The sequence below is a fragment of the Streptomyces sp. NBC_00075 genome (genome assembly GCF_045041225.1).
In the GTDB taxonomy this organism is placed as follows: Bacteria; Actinomycetota; Actinomycetes; order Streptomycetales; family Streptomycetaceae; genus Streptomyces; species Streptomyces adonidis.
In genome coordinates, this window is record NZ_CP108243.1 from 6,997,942 (window position 1) to 7,017,038 (window position 19,097).

Below are 19,097 nucleotides of genomic sequence, written 5' to 3' on the forward strand. Positions count from 1 at the left end.
GCCTCACCACTCCGGCTTCGGATAGACCAGACCGGCTTCCTTCTGCGCCTCGGGGAGCACGATCTGGATCTCGCCGCCGACCCACTGCTGGATCATGTGCGCGCTCTGCGGCCGGCCCTTGTCGTCCCACTTCAACGGGCCCACGACGGTGTCCACTTGATTGCCGCGGAGCCACTCCACCAGCTTGCTCTGGCAGTCCGGGTCCTGGGAGGCGCACTGGGCGGCCTCGACGGCGGCGGCCACCACCTGACCGGTCGTGTACGCGTTGGCCTCGTCCTCCTCCGGAGCCTTGCCGAACTGCTCGGTGTACTTCTCGACGAACTCCTTGTTGGACGGGTAGTCGGCCTTCTGGGTGTAGCCGGTGGGCGCGAGGATGCCCTCGGTCTTGTTGCCGATGGCCTTGGCGAACTCCGGCTCGGTCGGCGCGGTGGAGAAGGCGGCCAACTTCGGCTGGTAGTCGAGCTGTTGGAGGGCGACGATCAGGTTGACGCCGTCCTGGTACTGGGTGCCGCCCACCACCATGTCGGCCTTGGAGTCGGCGATCTGGGCGGCGATGCTGCCGAAGTCGGTGGTGTTGGGCGGGTAGACCTCGTCGGCGACGGTCCTGACGCCGCCCTTCTCCAGCTTCTCCTTCAGCCCGTACGCGGTTCCCTGGGCGAAGGGGTCGTCCATGGCGGCGTACGCGACCGTCTTGGGACGCTCGCTCTCCGGCATGGCCAGGATGTGCTCGGCCAGGAGGTTGTAGTGGTCGTCGGCGACGGCCGGAGCGGCGTAGAAGAGGTTCTTGAAGCCCTGCTCGAAGACCTCCGGGGCCGCACCCGCCGGTTCGACGAAGAGCATCCCGTACTCCTCGGCCAGCCGCGCGGACGGGACGACGAGCCGGGTGGAGAACGGCCCGAAGAGCAGGTCGACCTCGTCCCTGCCGATCAGCTGCTCGTAGTCGGAGACGACGCGGTCGGCGTTGGACTGGTCGTCGAGGATCTTCAACTCGACCTCGCGGCCCAGCAGTCCGCCCTTGTCGTTGACGATCTTCGCCCAGGCCTTGTAGCCCCGTTCGACGCCCTTGCCGGGTTCGGAGAAGTCGCCGGTGAGCGGTAAGGAGACGCCGATGACGATGGGGTCGTCGGCCGAGTCCTGGGAACCGGAGCCGGAGCCGCAGGCACTGGCGGTGAGCACCAGGGCGAGTGCGCCGACGGTGATCCCTACGTCTCTGCGGCCTTGTCTGCGGTGCGTTCTGGTCATCGCTTGACACCCCTCGTGACTTCCGTGTGGTGGCGATCGAGCCCGCGGTAGACGTAGCGCGAGGCGTCGGCGGACGCGGCGTCGGTGCTCGGCGTCCGCGACAGGGTGCGTACGAGAGCGTGGTCGGGGGAGAGCGCGCAGGCGGGGTCGGTGCGGGCGGCGTCACCGGTGAGCGCGTGGGCCTGGCAGCGGCAGCCGCCGAAGTCGATCTCGCGGCGGGGACAGCCACCGCAGGGTCCGGTCACCGTCCACTCGGTGCCGCGATAGCGCTCGAAGGCCGGGGAACTGGTCCAGATCCACTCCAGGGACCGGTCGCGTACGTTCGGTACGTCGTCCGGGCCCAGCAGGTCCCGGGACGCTGGGCAGGGCAGGACGGCGCCGTCCGGGGCGACCGTCAGCGACACCGCACCCCAGCCGCCCATGCACGGCTTCGGCACCCCGTCGAAGTGGTCCGGCATGACCCACACCAGCTCGGTGGTGCCCGCCAGTTGCTCCCGCCGGCGCTCGACCGCGTCCCGGGCGCGGGACAGCTGGTCGCGGGTGGGCAGCAGCGCGGTGCGGTTGCGCAGGGCCCACCCGTGGAACTGGACGTTGGCCAGCTCGATCCGCTCGGCGCCCCAGGCCACGCCCAGGTCCACGATGTCGTCGACGGCGTCGAGGTTGTCGCGGTGCAGGACGATGTTGAGACCCAGCGGCAGACCCGCGTCCCGTACGAGAGCGGCGGCCCGTTCCTTCGCCCCGAACGACCTGTGACCGCCGATCCGGTCCGACGCCACCGCATCCGCGTGCTGCACCGACAGCTGCACGCTGCGCAGCCCGGCGGACACGAGCGTGGACATCCTCGCCGCGCTCAACCCGACGCCACTGGTGACCAGTTGGGTGTAGATCCCGGCTCCCTCGGCGGCGGCGACGACCGCCGTGAGGTCGCGGCGGAGCAGCGGTTCGCCGCCGGAGAGGTGCGTGTGCACGATGCCGAGGTCCGCCGCCTGCCGGAACACGTCGTCCCATTCCTCGGCGGAGAGTTCGTGCGAACGGCGCGTGAGTTCCAGGGGGTTGGAGCAGTAGGGGCAGTGCAGCGGGCAGGCGTGGGTGAGTTCGGCCAGCAGGGCCCAGGGAGGCGGCGGAGCCGTGTCCGGCGGTGGGCTTGTCATCGCAGCCAGCCCTCCTCACGTACGCGGTCCAGGAACCGGGGGACCTCGGCCGCCACGGGGGCGCCGGGGAAGCGGGCCGCCAGCTCCTCGACGATCTCGTCCACGTGCCGTCGGCCGTCGCACAGCCGCAGGATGTCCGCCGCCCGGCCGCTGAGGACCACCACCCGCTCCGGCAGGACCAGCAGGTCCGCCCGGCGCACCCGGTCGTGGCGGAGCACCACCGAGCGCGCCAGCGCCGGCCGCCACCCGGTCCCGGTCACAGTCCCGGTCACAGTCACCGTCATGCGCGCTCCTTCCGCTCACCGTGGTCGATCGCGTCGAGCAGCGACCACAGCACGTCGCACTTGAAGGCGAGGGCCGCCACGGCACGCTCCTGGTCGGCCTCGGTGCGGGCCCAGTCCAGGACGAGGCCCAGTGCCTCGCCGCTGTCCTGCCGGCCCTGGGTCTCGCGCGTACGGAAGTACGCGAGCCCGTCGGCGTCGATCCACCGGTAGTGACGCTCGAACGCGGCGATGCGCGTGCGCATGATGTCCGGCGCGGACAGCTCGGTGAGGGACGCCGCGACGGCCTCCAACGGGGAGCGGAGCCGGCAGAAGTTGACGTATCCGTCCACCGCCAGCCGTACGCCGGGCAGCACTCCCTCGCCGGACAGCAGCTCGGCCCGGTCGAGCCCGGCGGCCTCGCCCAGCCGCAGCCACCGCTCGATGCCGCCCTCTCCCTCGGCCCGGCCGTCGTGCTCCTCGATCCGCCGCAGCCACATCCGGCGCAGTCGCGGGGTGCCCAGCTTGGCCAGGACCAGGGCGTCCTTGACGGGGATGTGCCGCTGGTAGTGGAACCGGTTGAGGATCCAGCGGCGCAGCTCGTCAGGGGTCAACTCCCCTTGATGCATCCGTACGTTGAAGGGGTGACGGTCGTGGTAGTGGTCGCGGGCCACGGCTCTCAGCCGGTCCTCGAAGCCGGTCGCGACACCTGTACCGACGTCTACTGAGCCGCTGTCTGTGCTCACAGTTGGATCACCATTCCGTCTCCGGCCACCTCGATGCCCCGGTCGGCCAGCTGCTTGTACTGCGGTGCGTTCGGATCGACGAGGGGATTGGTGTTGTTGAGATGGGTGTAGAGACAGCGGGCGCGCAGCGGCGCCAGGCGCTCGGCGGTGCCGCCAGGACCGTCGATCGGGAGGTGGCCCATACCGGTCGCGGTGCGGGCGGAGATGCCCGTGCGCCGGGGCTCCTCGTCGTCCCAGAACGTGCCGTCGACGGTCACGCAGTCGGCTTGTTCGACAGCGGCCTGTAGAGCGTCGGGCCAGGCGGCCAGCGCGGGGGCGTAGACGACCGTCGCCCCGTCGGCGCGATCGGTGAGAAGCAGGGCCACGACCCAGGAGTCCCCGTCGGGCACGGGCAACTCGGCCGCGTAACGGGGGCGTTTGCCGGAGACGGGGATCGCGCTGATCGTGAGGGGCGAGTCCTCGGTGAGCGGTACGGGCCGAGCCGGGGACAGTTCGCGCCAGGTGAGGGGGGTGTACGGGCCGAGGACGGCCTCCAGGCGAAGCCCGGTGAGCAGTGCCTCGCGTACGGGGTCGGTGGCGAGCAACTCCAGTCCGCCGGCGCCGGCCTCGCGCAGCCGGGCGATGCCGAGGGTGTGGTCGAGTTCGGCGTCGGTCAGGATCAGCCCGGCGATCGGGGTCCGCCGCGAACCGGGACCGGGCCGCAGGGCCGGGCAGTCCTCGATCTGGTCGCCGATGTCGGGGGTGGCGTTGATGAGATACCAGTGGTCGTCGGACGCCTGTACGGCGAGAGAGGCGTGGCGGCGGCGCCGGTGCGGGTGTGTACGTGCCCCGGAGCAACCGGGACACGCACAGTTCCACTGGGGTACGCCACCGCCCGCCGCGCTGCCGAGCACGTGCAGCAGCACGGCGGCGGGCTAACGGTCGCTCAGGAAGTACGCGGTGACCTCCAGCGCGGTCTCGACGACCGCGTAGTCGGGGGTCTGCCAGCTCGGTGCCTCTTCGTCGACCTGCTGTACGGATTCGGTCATGTGCCGTACCTGCCTTCCGAGGGGGGGAACCTGTGGTGCAGCATCGCCAGCATCTGCCAGCCGGGTCAATGGGTCGGCGCCAAAGTGATCCGATCTCTGGTTGGCCGAAAATGAGAACCCCGAGGTCGGTCACTGCCGGGTCTGTTGGCAAAACCACTGCTGAGATGGCAATGGCAGGGTGATTCGGCAGGTGAAGGTATGAACCTTTGGCTTTAACCGCCCTTGACCCTCGGTCGCATACCTCCTACCTTCCGGAGGGCTTTCCCAGACACCCCCCACAGCGAGGAGTTCGCCCATGCGCGCATTCCGAACCATCGCGACGGCCGCTGCCGTGGCCGCCCTCACCACCGGTCTCCTCGGTGCCGACAGCGGCACCGCCTCGGTCCCGTCGGCCATCCGAACCGTCTCGTCCGGCTGGACCGTTCCCTGGGGCCTGAGCTGGCTGCCCGACGGGTCGGCGCTCGTCACCGAACGGGACTCCTTCAAGCTCTTCAAGCTCACCCAGGCGGGCACGAGGACCGAGATCGGCAAGGTGCCCAATGTCGTGACCACCAGCGGCGAGGGCGGCCTCCTCGGCGTCGCGGTCTCACCGAACTGGAACAGCGACCACCACATCTACCTGATGCACTCGGCGGCCTCCGACAACCGCATCGTCCGGATGACGTACGACGGCACCTCGCTCGGCGGCTACACCGTCATCGTCACCGGCATCGCCAAGAGCAAGTACCACAACGGCGGTCGCATCAAGTTCGGCCCGGACGGCCACCTCTACGCCACCACGGGCGACGCGCAGAACAGCAGCCTGGCCCAGGACCGGAACTCCCTCAACGGGAAGATCCTGCGGATGACGAAGGACGGCAAGGCCGCCCCCGGCAACCCGTTCGGCACACTCGTCTTCTCCCTCGGCCACCGCAACCCCCAGGGCCTCACCTGGGACGCCCAAGGCAGGCTCTGGGAAGCCGAGTTCGGTAACAGCCAGTACGACGAGCTGAACCTGATCGAGTCCGGCAAGAACTACGGCTGGCCGACCTGCGAGGGCACCTGCTCCACCTCCGGCATGACGAACCCCAAGCGGCAGTGGACCGTCAGCGAGGCATCCCCGAGCGCGGTCGCGTACGCCGACGGAGCCCTCTACCTGGCGGCACTGCGCGGTGAGCGGCTTTGGCGCATCCCGGTCAGCGGCACCAGCGCCGGCACCCCCACCGCGTACTACACCACCCAGTACGGCCGGCTGCGCACGGTGGAGAAGCTCCCCGGCAAGAACGCCCTGTGGCTGTCCACCACCAACGCCGACAACAACGGAGGCGAGCCGGACGGCGCGGACAAGGTGTTCCAGATCGATCTGAAGTAGGACGCCATCCGGCTCCGTGACCGGGTGGTGCGGTAGGCGGCGGGTCCCCCGAATGGCTCGCCGATGCGACAGGTGTCGGGGCGGGGCCTTCACTGGAGAACATGTCCCGCCTCGACCAGGCGCACGCCCGGCGCCTTCGCTCCGCCGCGGGCCTGGGCCTGATCGCGGCCCTGGCCGGCGGCGGCTGCACGGGCCCCGCCGACACCTCCGCCGCCGCGATCCACGAGGCGGCCGCCCCGACGTCGCCGCTGCCCACCGTCCCGCCGGCCCAGCCGCCGCCACGGCTCACGCGGGCCAAGGTCGACGCCGCGGTGGACCGGCTCGACGGAGTGGTGCGGGACGCCATGCGCAGGACCGGTGTGCCGGGGGTCGCCGTCGGCGTCGTCCATGACGACGAGGTGCTGTATCTGAAGGGCTTCGGCGAACGAAAGGTGGGCGCGGAGGGCAAGGTCGGACCCGACACCGTCTTCCAGCTCGCCTCGGTCTCCAAGCCGGTCGCCTCGACGGTGGTCGCCGCGGCCGTGGGCGAGAAGACCGTCGGCTGGGACGACCCGGTCGTCGAACACAGTCCCGGCTTCGCCCTCAAGGACCCCTGGGTCACCCGCCATGTCACGCTCGCCGACCTGTTCTCGCACCGCAGCGGGCTGCCCGACCACTCCGGGGACCTCCTGGAGGACCTCGGCTACGACCGCTCGTACATCCTGGGGCATCTGCGGTACGAACCGCTGGCTCCGTTCCGCGCGAGCTACGCGTACACCAACTTCGGGCTGACCGAAGCCGCGGTCGCCGTCGCGCGGGCGGCGGGCACCAGCTGGGAGAACTTGTCCGCCGACAAGCTGTACCGGCCGCTGGGCATGGACTCCACCAGCTCCTCCTTCGCCGACTACGAGAAGGCCGGGAACAAGGCCGTCACCCATGTGAAGCAGGGCGACACCTGGCAGGCCGAGTTCGTACGGGACGCCGACGCCCAGAGCCCGGCGGGCGGGGCCAGCTCCACCGTCCGTGACATGACGAAGTGGCTGCGCCTACAGCTCGGCAACGGAGAGTTCGAGGGGCGGCAGGTCGTCGAAGGCGACGCGCTGGACGAGACGCACCTGCCGCACATCGTCTCCGAGCCGCCGCACGCGCCGGCGGGCAGGACCGGGTTCTACGGGCTCGGCTGGAACGTCGGCTACGACGACCAGGGCAGGCTGAAACTCGGCCACTCCGGCGCCTTCGCGCTGGGCGCGGCCACCAGTGTCACGCTGCTGCCCTCGGAGAACCTCGGCATCGTCGTCCTCACCAACGGCGCGCCCGTCGGCGTACCGGAGGCGATCGCCGCCACCTTCCTCGACACCGCGCAGACGGGCGGGCCCACGGTCGACTGGCTGACGTTCATCGGCCCGCTCATCCAGCAGGCGGCGGCGGGCGACCGCTCCGAGACCGACTACACCAAGCCTCCGGTGCCGCGCGCACCGGCCAGGGCGGACGGCGCCTACACCGGAACGTACGCCAACGACTTCTACGGCCCGATGACCGTGAGCGCCCAGGGCGACGACCTCGTGATGCGACTGGGGCCGAAGAAGCAGCGGTTCACCCTGCGGCACTACGACGGCGACACCTTCAGCTACCGCACCACGGGCGAGAACGCCGTCGGGCTGTCCGGCGTGACCTTCGGCGTCGGGTCCGACGGACGCGCCGACAAGGTCCGGGTCGAGAACCTCGACACGACCGGCCTCGGCACCTTCACCAAAAAGTAAGCCCCAGCACGCGGGGGCGGTCTCCCCTTTACCCGCGGAAGCTACCTTGTCCGCCATGACGCGCACCCCACAAAGCGACGGCCGATCCCCCCACCCCCTCACCGGCAAGGTCGTCGTCATCACCGGCGCCGCCCGAGGCCAGGGCGCCGCCGAGGCCGAGGCCCTCGCGCACGCCGGAGCCCAGGTCATTGCAACCGACGTACGCCCGGACGGAGTTGGAGACTGCCGGAAGCTGGACGTCTCCAGCGAGGCCGACTGGGCCGCTCTCGCCGCCGAACTCCGGGACACCTACGGCGACATCCACGGCCTCGTCAACAACGCCGGCGTCATCCAGCGGGACCGCCTCGGCGACGTACGGCCGGACGACTTCGCGTACGTCCAGTCGGTGAACACCGTCGGGCCGCTGCTCGGTATCCAGCACCTCGCGCCGCTGATGCCGCCGGGCTCGTCCATAGTGAACGTCGGGTCGTCCGCCTCGCTCACCGCGTACTACCCCGTGGCGTACACCGCGAGCAAGTGGGCCCTGCGCGGGGTGTCGAAGATCGCGGCGACCGAGTTGGGGCCGCGAGGCATCCGCGTCAACACCGTGCACCCGGGCTATATCGAGACCGAGATGACCGCGGCCGCCACCCCGGCCTTCCGGGAGGCGATGTACCGCGAGACGCCCCTCGGGCGGAGCGGCACCGTCGACGACATCGCGCCCCTCGTCGTCTTCCTGCTCTCCGACGCGTCCTCGTTCATCACCGGAGTGGAGATCCCCGTGGACGGAGGCCTCACCGCACACGGCGGGGTCAAGTCCGTCTCGGACGCGATGAGGCCGGGTGCGCCGGACCAGTCGTAGCCGACGCCGCCCCGCCGCTCCGACAGGCGTGCGATAGGTTCGTCCGCCATGACCGGACTCGGAACCGTCGCCTGGCCACCTGCCCCGATCAAGACCGAACGGCTCGTGCTCCGCGAGTCCGAGGCCCGGGACCGTACGGCGTTCATCGAGCTGTTGGCCTCGCCGGAGGTGCACACCTACCTCGGCGGCCCCCGGTCGCGTGCCGAGCTCGAACGTGAGATGCCCGAGGTGCCCGAGCGGTGGCCCGGGAGCTTCGTCGTTGATCTCGACGGAGCGATGATCGGCCAGATCCTGCTCAGGAGAGCGACGGAGCACCGTCGCCCGGCAGCCGCGGGGAAGGCCGATCTCGGCTACCTCTTCCTGCCGTCGGCGTGGGGATCCGGGTACGCCGCCGAGGCGTGCGCGGCGGCACTCGGCTGGCTCGCCGGCGTACTTCCCGGCGAGCCGGTGGTGCTCACCACCCAGACCGCCAACGTCAGTTCGATGCGTCTCGCGGCGAAGCTGGGGTTCACCGAGGTGGAGCGGTTCGAGGCGTGGGACGCCGAGCAGTGGCTCGGCATGCGGTCCCCGGTCACGCCGTCGGGCTGAGCCGCCACTACGCCGTCCCACCGATGTCCCGCCAGACCGGCACAAACGCGAGGCCACCACGCATCCCGGTGTCCCAGCGTCCCACCGGGCCGCGATCCGTTGCCGGGCGCCGGAGCCCCCTGCCAGCGTCGCTGTCAGTCACCGTTCGTGTCACCAGAAGGGGATCACCACTCGTGAAACGACTACGTCGTATGTGTCTCGCCCTGGCCCTGGGACTGGGCCTGTCACTGACCACAGCCGACGTCTCGACGGCGGCTCCCGAAGCCGCGGTCGACTGCCCGGACCCGGGGACGCGGTTCAAGACGCCCACGACTGGCGACAGGGTCTTCCTGGTCGGTCCGTCGGAGTTCCTGTACTACATCCCCAACCAGACCGTCTATTTCGACCTGTGGGGGACCTGGGACGGCATCGTCACCCTCGACCGGTCGGCCTGCAACAAGCCCGAGTACGAGTTGACCAACGGCCACTTCCGCCAGTTGAGGGGCAGCGACGCCGTCTACATCTGGGACGCGACCTGGGACGACCTCGGTAGGGCGAACCGTTGGCGCCGGATCGCGGACTGGACCACCTTCACCGCCAGGTACCACTTCGACCCGACGGCGATCTATGTAGTCGAGAAGCAGTCGGACATTTTCCCCATAGCTGATCCAACCTGGACATAGAGGGGAAGGTGGGGTGCTTCTCCGCAGGGGAGGGAAGCACCCCACCAGACCGACCTACAGCCCCCCGTGACACCCCTCATAAGCCGCACCCGACCCACACCAGCAAACAGCCCCCCGCTGAGGAGGCCACCCCACAGCCTTCCCCCGGGCCGCCAGCGTCGTCGCGTACTGCGGCAGCAGCTCCACCTCCCCCGGAGACGCCCCCTCCGAGGCCGCGAACGCCTCGTACGAAGGCACCGTCCCCGTGACGATCCCCAGGTTCGGCGTACCGGAGGCCGCCAGTTCGCGGAGCGAGGCCTCTATCGTCGCGAGGTGCTCCTCGTGCGAGGGATACTCCTCCGCCAGGGCCGGGTACGCCTCCACCAGCTCCGCCAGTTCGTCCGCCGGCCAGTGCAGTACCGCCACCGGGAACGGCCGGGACAGCTCCTCCCGGAACGCGCCCAGTTCCGCCCGCAGCCGGGAGATCTCCGCCTCCAGCTCCGCCGGGTTGTCCGAGCCGAGGGACCAGACCCGCTTCGGGTCGTGCAGCTCGTCCAGCGACACCGACGACGAGTGCAGCGTGTCCGCCAGGGTGTCCCACTCGTCGTGGGGTACGCCCAGCATCCGGCGTACGCGGTGGCGGCCGTACAACAACGGATGCGTCGAGTACGGGGGTTCCTGCGCGTCCGAGACCAGCAGACGGGCCGCTTCCGTGAACGTCTCCTGGGCCGCCTCCAGCTCGTCGTGCGATTCCAGGGACTCCGCGACGATCACCCAGGGCGCCGGGTCGCGCGGGGCCTCGGCGCGGACGCCGTCGATGATCGCCCGGGCCTCCGCCTCGTGGCCGTACTCCCACAGGTTCGAGGCCTTCAGGGCCCGGACGAGATGGGGGTTCTCCAGGGAACCGGAGCCGGAGTCGGAGTCGGAGGATTGGAGCAGACGGTCGTACAAGGCCGTCGCGGCGGGGCGGTCGCCGGCCAGTTCCAAGTGGGCCGAGGCCTGTAGGAGCAGGTGTTCGGCGTCCTCGGGATAGAGACCGGCGGTCCGCTCCAGGCGGGCCGCTTCGGCGATGTGGTCGACGTTTTCCGCAGGCGTGTCGGGGCGCATGAGATCACCGTACTGCCGACGACCGACAAAGAAGAGGGGCAGCCGAGGAGCGGTCACCGTGAGGGGAGGCGCCGGGAACGGCACCTTCCCTCAGCGGTGACTCGGCGCTCGCTCCTACGCGCCGGCCCTCAGATCGTCACCCCGTCCACCTGCAACGTCTGCACCGCGCCCGCCGCGAACGGCACCGCCACCGTCTTTCCGCTCAGATACGTGTCCGAGCGCGCCGTGTAGAGGTCGCCGCCGCCTCCCGTCACCGTGTTCCAGCGCGGGACCAGACCGCCGGTACCGCCCGTCACCGTCGTGAAGTTGGACAGGTTGAAGGTGAAGGTCTGGGCCGAGGTGGAGGTGTTCACGGCCACGATCACCAGGCGCTTCGCGCTCGCGTCGTACGCCGCCACCGCGTAGCTGACCCCCGTGTTGAGGATCGTCATGCCGGGGCGGATGTGCCGGCTGAACTGGGCCATCACATAGTGCTTCGTCTGGACCGTGGTCGGCTGGAGCGTGCTCGGGTTGTACGCGATCATCGCCCAGCCCGCCGTCGGGTCCATGACCTGCCAGTAGACCCAGGCCGTGGGGTGCAGCCAGCGGAAGTCGTAGCAGAGGTTCGACGCCAGGGTCAGACCGGTGCCGTCACTGTCGCCCGTCTCCGAGTTCCACAGCTTCTTGCCGGACGTCGTCACCACGTCCGTGTAGAGGAGGTCGCGACGGCCACCGGATCCCTGGTAGCCGTGCACGTTCACCTGGTTCACCAGGGCCTTCGTCGACGATCCGAAGGCCGCCCAGGTCGAGCGGGCCACGTCGTAGTTCGTCTCGTCCGAGGCCGAGATCTTCACGCCGGTCAGGCCCCGCGCGTCCAACTCGCTCCTCATGTACGGGAGTACGGCCGCCTGCACCGACGCGTCCATGTGGCAGCCCTCCTGCGTACCGGTGGCCGTCCACCAGCTCGCCGAAGGCTCGTTGAACGGGTCCACCGTCGCGAAGTTCACGCCCCAGTTGTTCTTCGCGTACAGGGCCACGGCCGCCAGATGCGAGGCGTGCTGGCGGTAGTTCCAGGTCTGGAGGTTGTTGCCGCCGCCCGAGGCGCCCGACGGGTTGTGGTTCGAACACATCCACCACATCGGCGAGTTGGCGAACAGCTCGGTCGTCGCCCCGCGCGCCACCGCCTTAGTCAGCGCCGCCCGCTGCGTCGCGTCCGCCGACCAGTCCCAGGCCGAGGACGTGGGGTCCTCGTTGTTCCAGTCCTGCCAGTAGCCCTCGATCTGCTTGTACGCCGGGATGTTGGCCGACGCCACCATGCTCTCGCCGTTGACGCTGTTCCAGCTGCACGCGCCGAGGTTGTAGCGGGCGATGTTCAGACCCAGGCCGGGCAGCGAGGTCCCGTTGTACGTCACCGACTTGGTGGTGAAGAAGAGGTCCGCGAAGTCGTCCCGGGCGCCGAACACATTCGCCCACCAGGCGAGCGAGGTGCCCCACCCCTCCCAAGTCCCGTACGTCGTACCGGGGGTGACCGCGATGGTGGCGTCGGCTCGCGCGGTGCCCGTGGCCAGGGCACTGCCGAGGACCGTGCCCCCTGCCGCGGCCAGCAGGGATCTGCGTCGGATCATGGCTTCTCCGTCCGAAAACTGACCTGTCCCGTTCATGCCATCAGGAAGCATCAGGTGTGGTAGGCGGGGTTGTCGAGAGTTGTGACACCCCTTTCTAAAACCACTGGACAAAGGGGGCTCACAGGGAGCGGACGGACACGACCGGGGAGAAGACCTGGGCGGGCCTGGCTACTTGGCGGGGTCTGGCCTATGGTGCGGCCGACTCGTGCGGGTGGCGCGAAGGAGGCGTACGCATGTGGGCTCGGGCTCGTCGCCGCGTGATGTGGACCTGCGGCGAACTCCTCGTCACCCTCGGTACCGTCCTCGCGCTTCTCGTCGTCCACCAGCTGTGGTGGACCAACCACCAGGCCGAGCAGGGAGCCCAGCGGGAGGTACGGGCACTGGAGCGGGAGTGGGCGGACCCCGGCAGCCCGGAGAGCGGCTCCCCTTCGGCTGACTCCGCCAACTCCTCCAATCCGCCCGGTTCTTCAGGATCCTCCGGTACCGCCCGTCAGGACAGCGGCACCACCCGTGCCACCAACTCCCGCTCTTCCAGCCCCAGTTGGTCCCAGGCGTACGCCATCCTCCGCATTCCCCGCCTCGGCCTCCGTGTCCCCGTCGCCGAAGGCATCAGCAAGTCGCGCGTCCTCAACAAGGGGTACGTCGGCCACTACCCCGGCACCCAACAGCCGGGCCAGGCCGGGAACTTCGCCCTCGCCGGGCACCGCAACACGCACGGCGAACCCTTCCGGTACATCAACCGGCTGCGGCGCGGCGACGCCGTCCAGGTCGAGACAGCCGACGCGGTGTACTCGTACACCGTCGACCGCACGCTTGCCCAGACCACTGCCCGGGACGACGGCGTGATCAGGGCCGTACCCCGCTCCACCGTCAGGCCGGCCTACGGCTACCGCGCCCCCGGCTACTACCTCACGCTCACCACCTGCACCCCGGAGTACACCTCCCGGTACCGCCTGGTGGTCTGGGGCAAGCTCACCAGCATGCGGCCCAAGTGACGTGGGCCCACGGGCAGTTCGGGCAGGTCACGCCGTGGCACCCCGCTCCCGGAACGCCACCACGCTCACCGCACCCACCAGTGCCAGTCCCGCCGACACCGTCATCGCCACGTCCGCCCCGTGCGCGAGCCCGCCCGTCGAGGTGGCCAGGGCGATGGTCAGCGCGACCCCGGCGCACGAGCCGACGTACCGGAACGTCTGCTGCGCGCCCGACCCCATCGCGGCCCGCGTCGCCGGTACGGACTCCACGGCCAGCAGGGGCAGCGCCGCGTTGAGCAGACCGTTGCCCACACCGCCGATCACCAGACCGGGCAGCAGCCGTACCCACGAGCCGGCGTCCAGCGCGCCCAGCATCGTCAGGGCTCCGGCCGCGTGCAGGCCGAACCCGATCGACAGCTGCACCCGCGTGGGGACCCGGCCCGCGAGCCGCCGCGCCTGGAGCGCCACCGCGAACGACAGGCCGGACCAGAGCAGGAACAGCCACGCCGTCTCCATCGCGGACAGGCCGAGCGTCTGCTGGAGCAGCGCCGGCAGGAAGCTGAACAGGCCGATCACCGCGAGCCCCGCGAACAGGCCCCCGGCGGAGGAGGCGAGGAAGCGCGGCCGGCGCAGCAGACCGAGGTCGATCATGGGGTGGGCGGACCGGCGTTCGACGGCCACGAAGACGCCGACAAGCAGCACGGCCGCGGCGAGCAGTGCGGCCACCTGCGGCCGCAGCCAGCCGTCCCGGCCCAGGGTGAGCGCGGCCACCAGCGCGACCAGCGCGGCGCCGAAGGTCACGGCTCCGGCCAGATCGGGCCGGCCGCCGTGCGGGGCCCGGGACTCCGACAGGGCCCGCAAGGCGAAGGCCCCGACGACCAGCGCGGCGGCGCCCAGGACGCCGTACCCCGTGCGCCACGACGGCAGTGACCCCGCGACCAGCGGGCCCAGCGCGATGCCCCCGGCCACGAACGCGCCCCACACACCCGTGGCGTGCAGTCGGCCGCGCGGGGTCGGGAAGGCGTGCACCAGCAGACCGAGGCTGCTCGCGAGGACCGCCGCGCTCGCCCCGCCCTGGGCGATCCGGGCCAGTGTGAACAGCCAGGTCGAGGAGGCGAGGGCGCCGAGGGCGGTGGTGAGACCGAGGGCGAACGCGCCGATGAGGAAGATCCGGCGGCGGCCGTAGTCGTCGGCGAGGCTGCCGGCGACCAGGAGCAGCGCGGCGAGCCCCAGCGGGGTGCCGTTGAGCAGCCAGGCCTGGGCGGAGAGCGGGGTGTGGAGGGCGGCGGCGGTCTCGGGCAGCGTGACCATCGGCGCGGTGTACGTCATCAGGGCGACGGCGGTGGCCGCGCTGGTCACCGCGAGGGTGGCCCGGGGGCGCACCGGAGAGTCCGCGAAAGGCTCCACCGCCCCTTCCGCGGCCGATGCAACAACGGTGTCAGTTCGTTCATTGAACCTTGGCATGTCTCGAACCGTAGCACCGTAGGTTCATTCACTGAACCAAGAATCCGAAAAGTGGCTACAGTGGTCCCCATGGCACTGGGCAAGGACTACGCGACACAGGAGTGCTCGGCCGCCCGGGCACTGGAGGTCGTCGGGGAACGCTGGACACTTCTCGTCATCCGCGACGCGCTCTACGGCGTACGGCGCTACAACGACTTCCTCGTCCACCTCGGCATTCCGCGAGCCGTCCTGGCCGCCCGCCTCCAGATGCTCACCGCGGAGGGCGTCCTGGAGAAGCGCCGCTACCAGGAGTCGCCGCCCCGCGACGAGTACGTCCTGACCGAACGCGGCATCGCACTCTGGCCGACCCTGCGCGCCCTCTCCGTGTGGGGCCGGGTGCACCTGACGGAGACCCAGCTGCGCTACTTCCGGCACGCGGCCTGCGGCACCGAACTCGGCCCGTACGGCGAATGCTCCGCCTGCGCACTCGTCGTACCCGTCGAGGACGTCGAGATGACCCCCGGGCCGGGACTCGACCAGAACCCCGCCGATCCGGTCAGCCGGGCCCTGCTCAAGCCCAGGCGGCTCCTTCAGCCGATCGAAGCGGATCCTGTATAACCGACAGAAGACAGCCGACAGTCAGATCTGGGTGTACGAGAGGAGGAGCCGCCGATGATCCGGACCCGGGCGCAGGTGAACCCGCGTCCCCTCGCCGTGCTGCTGCTCCTGCTCGTCGAGGTCGCGCTGCTCGACGCCGGCAGCCTCTCCGCCGCCGTCGCCCTCGCGGCGACCGCCGCGGCCGGGTCCGCGTTCGCCGCCTGCTCGCTCATCGTCGCGCGCAGCGCGCCCGCGGCACCACCCATCCGGGTCCGTACGGCCATCCGCGACCGTGCCCGACGTACGGCCTTCCTGCCGCAGCGCGATCCCGACGCCCGCGGCCGCACCCGCCCCCGCGCCCCGGGACTCGCCCTCCCGACGGCCGCCGCGTAGGGCAGAGCACAGCACCGACAGCTGGCATCCCCGCGCGGGCCGTCATGCCGATCTCCGTATCCACGGAAATCCCCGGCACGACGAGACCCCCGGAGGGCTCACCTCACCATGTCCGCGTTCCTGTCCGCTTTCGCCAGTCTGGTCGGCCATCTCGCCGACCTGCTCCAGCCCCTCTTCCACACCTCCTCGGCCGCCGCCGCGATCGTCCTGTTCACCGCGTTCGTACGACTTCTCGTGCACCCCCTGTCCCGTGCGGCGGCGCGCGGACAGAAGGCGCGAGCCGCGTTGCAGCCGAAGGTCGCCGAGCTGCGGAAGCGGCACGCGAAGGACCCCAAGAAGCTCCAGCAGGCCGTCATGGCACTGCACGCCGAGGAGAAGGTCTCGCCGCTGTCGGGCTGCTTCCCGAGCCTGTTCCAGCTGCCCGCGTTCTTCCTGCTCTACCACCTCTTCTCCAACCCGGAGATCGGCGGCGAGGCCAACGGACTCCTCACCCACCGCCTCTTCGCCGCACCCCTCGGCGACCGGTGGGCCGACGCGCTCGGCGGCGACGGGATCTTCGGGGCCGCCGGGCTCGTCTACGTCGGACTGTTCGTCCTTGTCTCGGCCGTCGCCACCTTCAACTACCGGCGGATGAAGCGCGTCATGGCCGTCAACCCGATGTCGGTGGGCAGCGCGGACGGCGGTGGCGAGGCGGTGCCCGGGCTCGCCTCCGCCGCCAAGTTCATGCCGTTCATGTCCTTCTTCACGCTCTTCTCCGTGGCCGTGATGCCGCTGGCCGCCGCGCTGTACATGGTGACCAGTACGACGTGGAGCGCCGTCGAGCGGGCGGTGCTGTACCGCTGGCAGCTCGCGCCGCAGGCGAGCACGCAGTCCAGTACGTGAACCGGGTATTGCGGACGGGACCCTGACCTTGGAGGATCGACCAGTCCTCCGATGACTGGTGACCGAGGGAGAGAGCGACCATGAAGCTGCTGCGAGTCGGTACGGCGGGGTCGGAGCGGCCCGCGCTGCTCGACGCCGAGGGAACCCTGCGGGACCTGTCGGGGGTCGTCCCGGACATCGACGGGCCGCTGCTCGCCGACGACGCGGCGCTCGGCCGCATCCGGGCCGCCGCCGACGCCGGTGAGCTGCCCGCGCTGGACGCCACCGGGCTGCGGATCGGGCCCCCGCTGACCGGCATCGGCAAGATCGTGTGCATCGGGCTCAACTACCACGACCACGCCCGCGAGACCGGCGCCGAGCCGCCCGCCGAGCCGGTGATCTTCTTCAAGGCGGCGGACACGGTCGTCGGGCCGTACGACACGGTGCTCGTCCCGCGCGCCTCGACGAAGACCGACTGGGAGGTCGAGCTGGCGGTTGTCATCGGACGTACGGCCCGTTATCTCGGCTCGCACGAGGAGGCGCTCGCGCATGTCGCCGGGTACGCGGTCGCGCACGACGTGTCCGAGCGGGAGTTCCAGCTGGAGCGGGGCGGGACGTGGGACAAGGGGAAGAACTGCGAGACGTTCAACCCGTTGGGGCCGTGGCTTGTCACCTCGGACGAGGTGGGGGATCCGCAGGGGCTCGGTCTGCGGTTGTGGGTGAACGGGGAGTTGAAGCAGGACGGGACGACTGCCGAGCAGATTTTCGGCGTTGCCGAAGTTGTGCGGTACGTCAGTCAGTTCATGACCTTGTATCCGGGGGATGTGATCAACACGGGGACGCCGGCGGGGGTTGCGTTGGGGGCGCCCGAGCCCAAGCCGTTTCTTCGGGCCGGGGATGTGGTGGAGCTGGAGATCGAGGGGCTTGGGCGGCAGCGGCAGGAATTCAAGGACGCGTGAGGGTTCTTACGGGTAGTTCGTTGGCTGCGGGCCGGTGGGGGCTGGTCGCGCCCCGCGGCGGAGCCGCAGATGAATACAGCCCCGCGCCCCTGTCGGTGGGCGCGTCCCGCGCCACCGACCTGATCAGCTCCCGCAGCCTGGCGACGTACAGCCGCATGTTCTTCTGTGCCACGTCCGTGTCGGGATGGCGCGCCGCGAACTGGAGGCCCTCGTGGAGGCGGGTGGTCCAGGCGCAGACCTGGTCGCCGTACGACACCCGGATCAGGCCGTACGCGTTGAGGTCCTGCCAGTGTTCCGAGCCGGGGACGGCGCGTGTGTCCACGAAGGAGACGATCGAGTACAGGTCCGGTGAGGTGGGCCGGAAGTCGGAGCCCAGGAGCTTCAGTACGCGGGCGATGGGCATCCTCGACAGGGGCCGCTTCGCCCGCAGCGCGGTGCGGACCAGGTCAAGGGCGCCGTCGAAGTCCGACACCTGGCCCACCGGGATCTCGATCGGCGCTCCGCCCACGTACCAGCCCACCGAGTCGGACCACTCGGACCTGGCCCGGGTGTGGAAGGGCACGACCGTGCGGTAGACCTGTACGCCGCTGATCTCGCGCACGATGAGCGCGGTGGCCGCGAGGATGCCGATCATGCTGCCGCCGTACGGACGGCAGTACGCCTCGAACGCCGCCGCGTCCGCGTCGTCCGTGAGCCACTCCCGCATCAACTTCTGTGTGGGCAGCGGCCCTTCGGGGTCGAGGCCGAGGTCGACGGGGAAGTTGGGCAGCTTGCCGTCGCAGCGGGCGATGAACTTCCGCCAGTCGGCGACGATCGCGTGCGTCTCGTCGATCCCGTCGGCGTGCGTACGTTCGGTCGCGCAGAAGTCGACGTAACTGGCGACCGGCGCCGAGTCCACCGTCCTGCCGTCGAGGCCCGCCGTGTAGAGCTGGTGGATCTCGTGCGGGATGCGGAAGATCGAGTACGAGTCGACGTTGGTGTGGTCGAACGCCATGTAGACGCTGGTGCTGTCGTCCCTGACGACCGCGCTGTAGATGAAGTTCGGCCAGGCCAACGCGTCCGCCGCGATGTCGAACCGGTCCTGTAGATAGCGCGGCAGCGCCGCCCCGTCCTGGAAGTCGCCGACGTCCTCGCGGTGCAGGACGACGGCCTCGGGGGAGAGGGTGAAGCGCCGCAGCTCGTCACCGAGGTCGGTCCAGCGGAAACCGCTGCGCAGGGTCTCGTGGCGCAGCGTCCAGGCCCGCAACGCGTCCTGGAGGACGTCGAGATCGACCCGCCCGGGGATGTCGAAGGCCGTGCCGAGCCAGGTCGGCACGAACAGGCCGTCCTCGCGCACCGTTCGCGCGGTCCGGACGTGGGCCTCCTGTACGTACGCGGGTGGGCGGGCATCCTCGGGCAGCCCTGCCACGGTCTTGACGGTCGTCGGATGCAGGGTCCAGGTCACGAGCCGTCCGGGCCGGATCTCGCAACGGTGGATATCGGTCAATCGCACGGGACTTCTCCGTTCGCATGCGTGTCACCGGGCTCCTGGCTCTCGCCCGATGACACGTGCAGACCAACGACCGGAGACAT

At 70.3% G+C, this 19,097-nt stretch carries 20 protein-coding genes; 10 read left to right on the forward strand and 10 right to left on the reverse strand.

The window, feature by feature from the left end:
• Positions 1–3: 3 nt before the first annotated feature.
• The 6 genes from OG787_RS30650 to pqqA are packed head-to-tail and all read right to left on the reverse strand — an operon-like array spanning position 4 to position 4,427.
• Positions 4–1,242: an amino acid ABC transporter substrate-binding protein gene (locus OG787_RS30650; RefSeq protein WP_405537226.1), complete on the reverse strand. Its 1,239-nt coding sequence runs from the start codon at positions 1,240–1,242 to the stop codon at positions 4–6.
• Positions 1,239–2,393: a pyrroloquinoline quinone biosynthesis protein PqqE gene (gene pqqE, locus OG787_RS30655; protein WP_405537227.1), complete on the reverse strand. Its 1,155-nt coding sequence runs from the start codon at positions 2,391–2,393 to the stop codon at positions 1,239–1,241. Before pqqE ends, OG787_RS30650 begins: the two co-directional genes overlap by 4 nt.
• On the reverse strand, positions 2,390–2,677 hold the full coding sequence (pqqD, locus tag OG787_RS30660; protein WP_369033511.1) for a pyrroloquinoline quinone biosynthesis peptide chaperone PqqD: 288 nt from the start codon (positions 2,675–2,677) through the stop codon (positions 2,390–2,392). Before pqqD ends, pqqE begins: the two co-directional genes overlap by 4 nt.
• Positions 2,674–3,399, reverse strand: a complete 726-nt coding sequence (gene pqqC / locus OG787_RS30665) for a pyrroloquinoline-quinone synthase PqqC (RefSeq protein ID WP_369033512.1) — start codon at positions 3,397–3,399, stop codon at positions 2,674–2,676. Before pqqC ends, pqqD begins: the two co-directional genes overlap by 4 nt.
• On the reverse strand, positions 3,396–4,304 hold the full coding sequence (gene pqqB / locus OG787_RS30670) for a pyrroloquinoline quinone biosynthesis protein PqqB (RefSeq protein WP_405537228.1): 909 nt from the start codon (positions 4,302–4,304) through the stop codon (positions 3,396–3,398). The genes pqqC and pqqB overlap by 4 nt, the downstream gene beginning before the upstream one ends.
• A 9-nt stretch (positions 4,305–4,313) precedes the next feature.
• A complete protein-coding gene (pqqA, locus tag OG787_RS30675) occupies positions 4,314–4,427 on the reverse strand; it encodes a pyrroloquinoline quinone precursor peptide PqqA (protein WP_369033514.1) in 114 nt (37 codons plus the stop codon).
• Between the two features lie 295 nt (positions 4,428–4,722).
• Here pqqA and OG787_RS30680 point away from each other — a divergent pair, with 295 nt between their 5' ends.
• The 5 genes from OG787_RS30680 to OG787_RS30700 all read left to right on the forward strand — a co-directional run bounded on the left by OG787_RS30680 (position 4,723) and on the right by OG787_RS30700 (position 9,608).
• A complete protein-coding gene (locus OG787_RS30680) occupies positions 4,723–5,778 on the forward strand; it encodes a PQQ-dependent sugar dehydrogenase (RefSeq protein ID WP_405537229.1) in 1,056 nt (351 codons plus the stop codon).
• A gap of 101 nt (positions 5,779–5,879) precedes the next feature.
• A complete protein-coding gene (locus OG787_RS30685) occupies positions 5,880–7,517 on the forward strand; it encodes a serine hydrolase (RefSeq protein WP_405537230.1) in 1,638 nt (545 codons plus the stop codon).
• Positions 7,518–7,572: 55 nt separating this feature from the next.
• Positions 7,573–8,358 carry an SDR family NAD(P)-dependent oxidoreductase gene (locus OG787_RS30690; RefSeq protein ID WP_405537231.1) on the forward strand — a complete coding sequence of 262 codons (786 nt, stop codon included), beginning with the start codon at positions 7,573–7,575 and terminating at the stop codon, positions 8,356–8,358.
• A 48-nt stretch (positions 8,359–8,406) separates the two neighbouring features.
• Positions 8,407–8,946: a GNAT family N-acetyltransferase gene (locus tag OG787_RS30695; RefSeq protein ID WP_369033517.1), complete on the forward strand. Its 540-nt coding sequence runs from the start codon at positions 8,407–8,409 to the stop codon at positions 8,944–8,946.
• Positions 8,947–9,119: 173 nt separating this feature from the next.
• Complete coding sequence (locus OG787_RS30700) at positions 9,120–9,608, forward strand: hypothetical protein (protein WP_405537232.1); 489 nt, start codon at positions 9,120–9,122, stop codon at positions 9,606–9,608.
• Positions 9,609–9,662: 54 nt separating this feature from the next.
• Here the strand turns inward: OG787_RS30700 and OG787_RS30705 are convergent, their stop codons facing one another.
• Both OG787_RS30705 and OG787_RS30710 read right to left on the reverse strand, forming a co-directional pair.
• Positions 9,663–10,694 carry a hypothetical protein gene (locus tag OG787_RS30705; protein WP_369033519.1) on the reverse strand — a complete coding sequence of 344 codons (1,032 nt, stop codon included), beginning with the start codon at positions 10,692–10,694 and terminating at the stop codon, positions 9,663–9,665.
• 128 nt (positions 10,695–10,822) lie between these two features.
• Entirely contained in the window at positions 10,823–12,298 is a 1,476-nt protein-coding gene (locus tag OG787_RS30710; protein ID WP_405537233.1) for a beta-1,6-galactanase, read from the reverse strand.
• 233 nt (positions 12,299–12,531) lie between these two features.
• Between OG787_RS30710 and OG787_RS30715 the strand changes: the two genes are divergently transcribed.
• Positions 12,532–13,293, forward strand: a complete 762-nt coding sequence (locus OG787_RS30715; RefSeq protein WP_405537235.1) for a class E sortase — start codon at positions 12,532–12,534, stop codon at positions 13,291–13,293.
• Positions 13,294–13,320: 27 nt separating this feature from the next.
• Here the strand turns inward: OG787_RS30715 and OG787_RS30720 are convergent, their stop codons facing one another.
• A complete protein-coding gene (locus OG787_RS30720) occupies positions 13,321–14,736 on the reverse strand; it encodes an MFS transporter (protein WP_405537236.1) in 1,416 nt (471 codons plus the stop codon).
• 69 nt (positions 14,737–14,805) lie between these two features.
• Between OG787_RS30720 and OG787_RS30725 the strand changes: the two genes are divergently transcribed.
• From OG787_RS30725 to OG787_RS30740, 4 genes are all read left to right on the forward strand, one after another.
• Positions 14,806–15,333 carry a winged helix-turn-helix transcriptional regulator gene (locus tag OG787_RS30725; protein WP_369033523.1) on the forward strand — a complete coding sequence of 176 codons (528 nt, stop codon included), beginning with the start codon at positions 14,806–14,808 and terminating at the stop codon, positions 15,331–15,333.
• Between the two features lie 54 nt (positions 15,334–15,387).
• Positions 15,388–15,705 (forward strand): DUF6412 domain-containing protein, encoded by a 318-nt coding sequence (locus tag OG787_RS30730; RefSeq protein WP_369033524.1) that lies wholly within the window; start codon positions 15,388–15,390, stop codon positions 15,703–15,705.
• Positions 15,706–15,825: 120 nt separating this feature from the next.
• Entirely contained in the window at positions 15,826–16,587 is a 762-nt protein-coding gene (locus OG787_RS30735; RefSeq protein WP_405540637.1) for a YidC/Oxa1 family membrane protein insertase, read from the forward strand.
• A gap of 80 nt (positions 16,588–16,667) precedes the next feature.
• Positions 16,668–17,525, forward strand: a complete 858-nt coding sequence (locus OG787_RS30740) for a fumarylacetoacetate hydrolase family protein (protein WP_369033525.1) — start codon at positions 16,668–16,670, stop codon at positions 17,523–17,525.
• Here the strand turns inward: OG787_RS30740 and OG787_RS30745 are convergent.
• A complete protein-coding gene (locus tag OG787_RS30745) occupies positions 17,512–19,017 on the reverse strand; it encodes a condensation domain-containing protein (protein ID WP_405537238.1) in 1,506 nt (501 codons plus the stop codon). The genes OG787_RS30740 and OG787_RS30745 overlap by 14 nt on opposite strands.
• Positions 19,018–19,097: the final 80 nt, after the last annotated feature.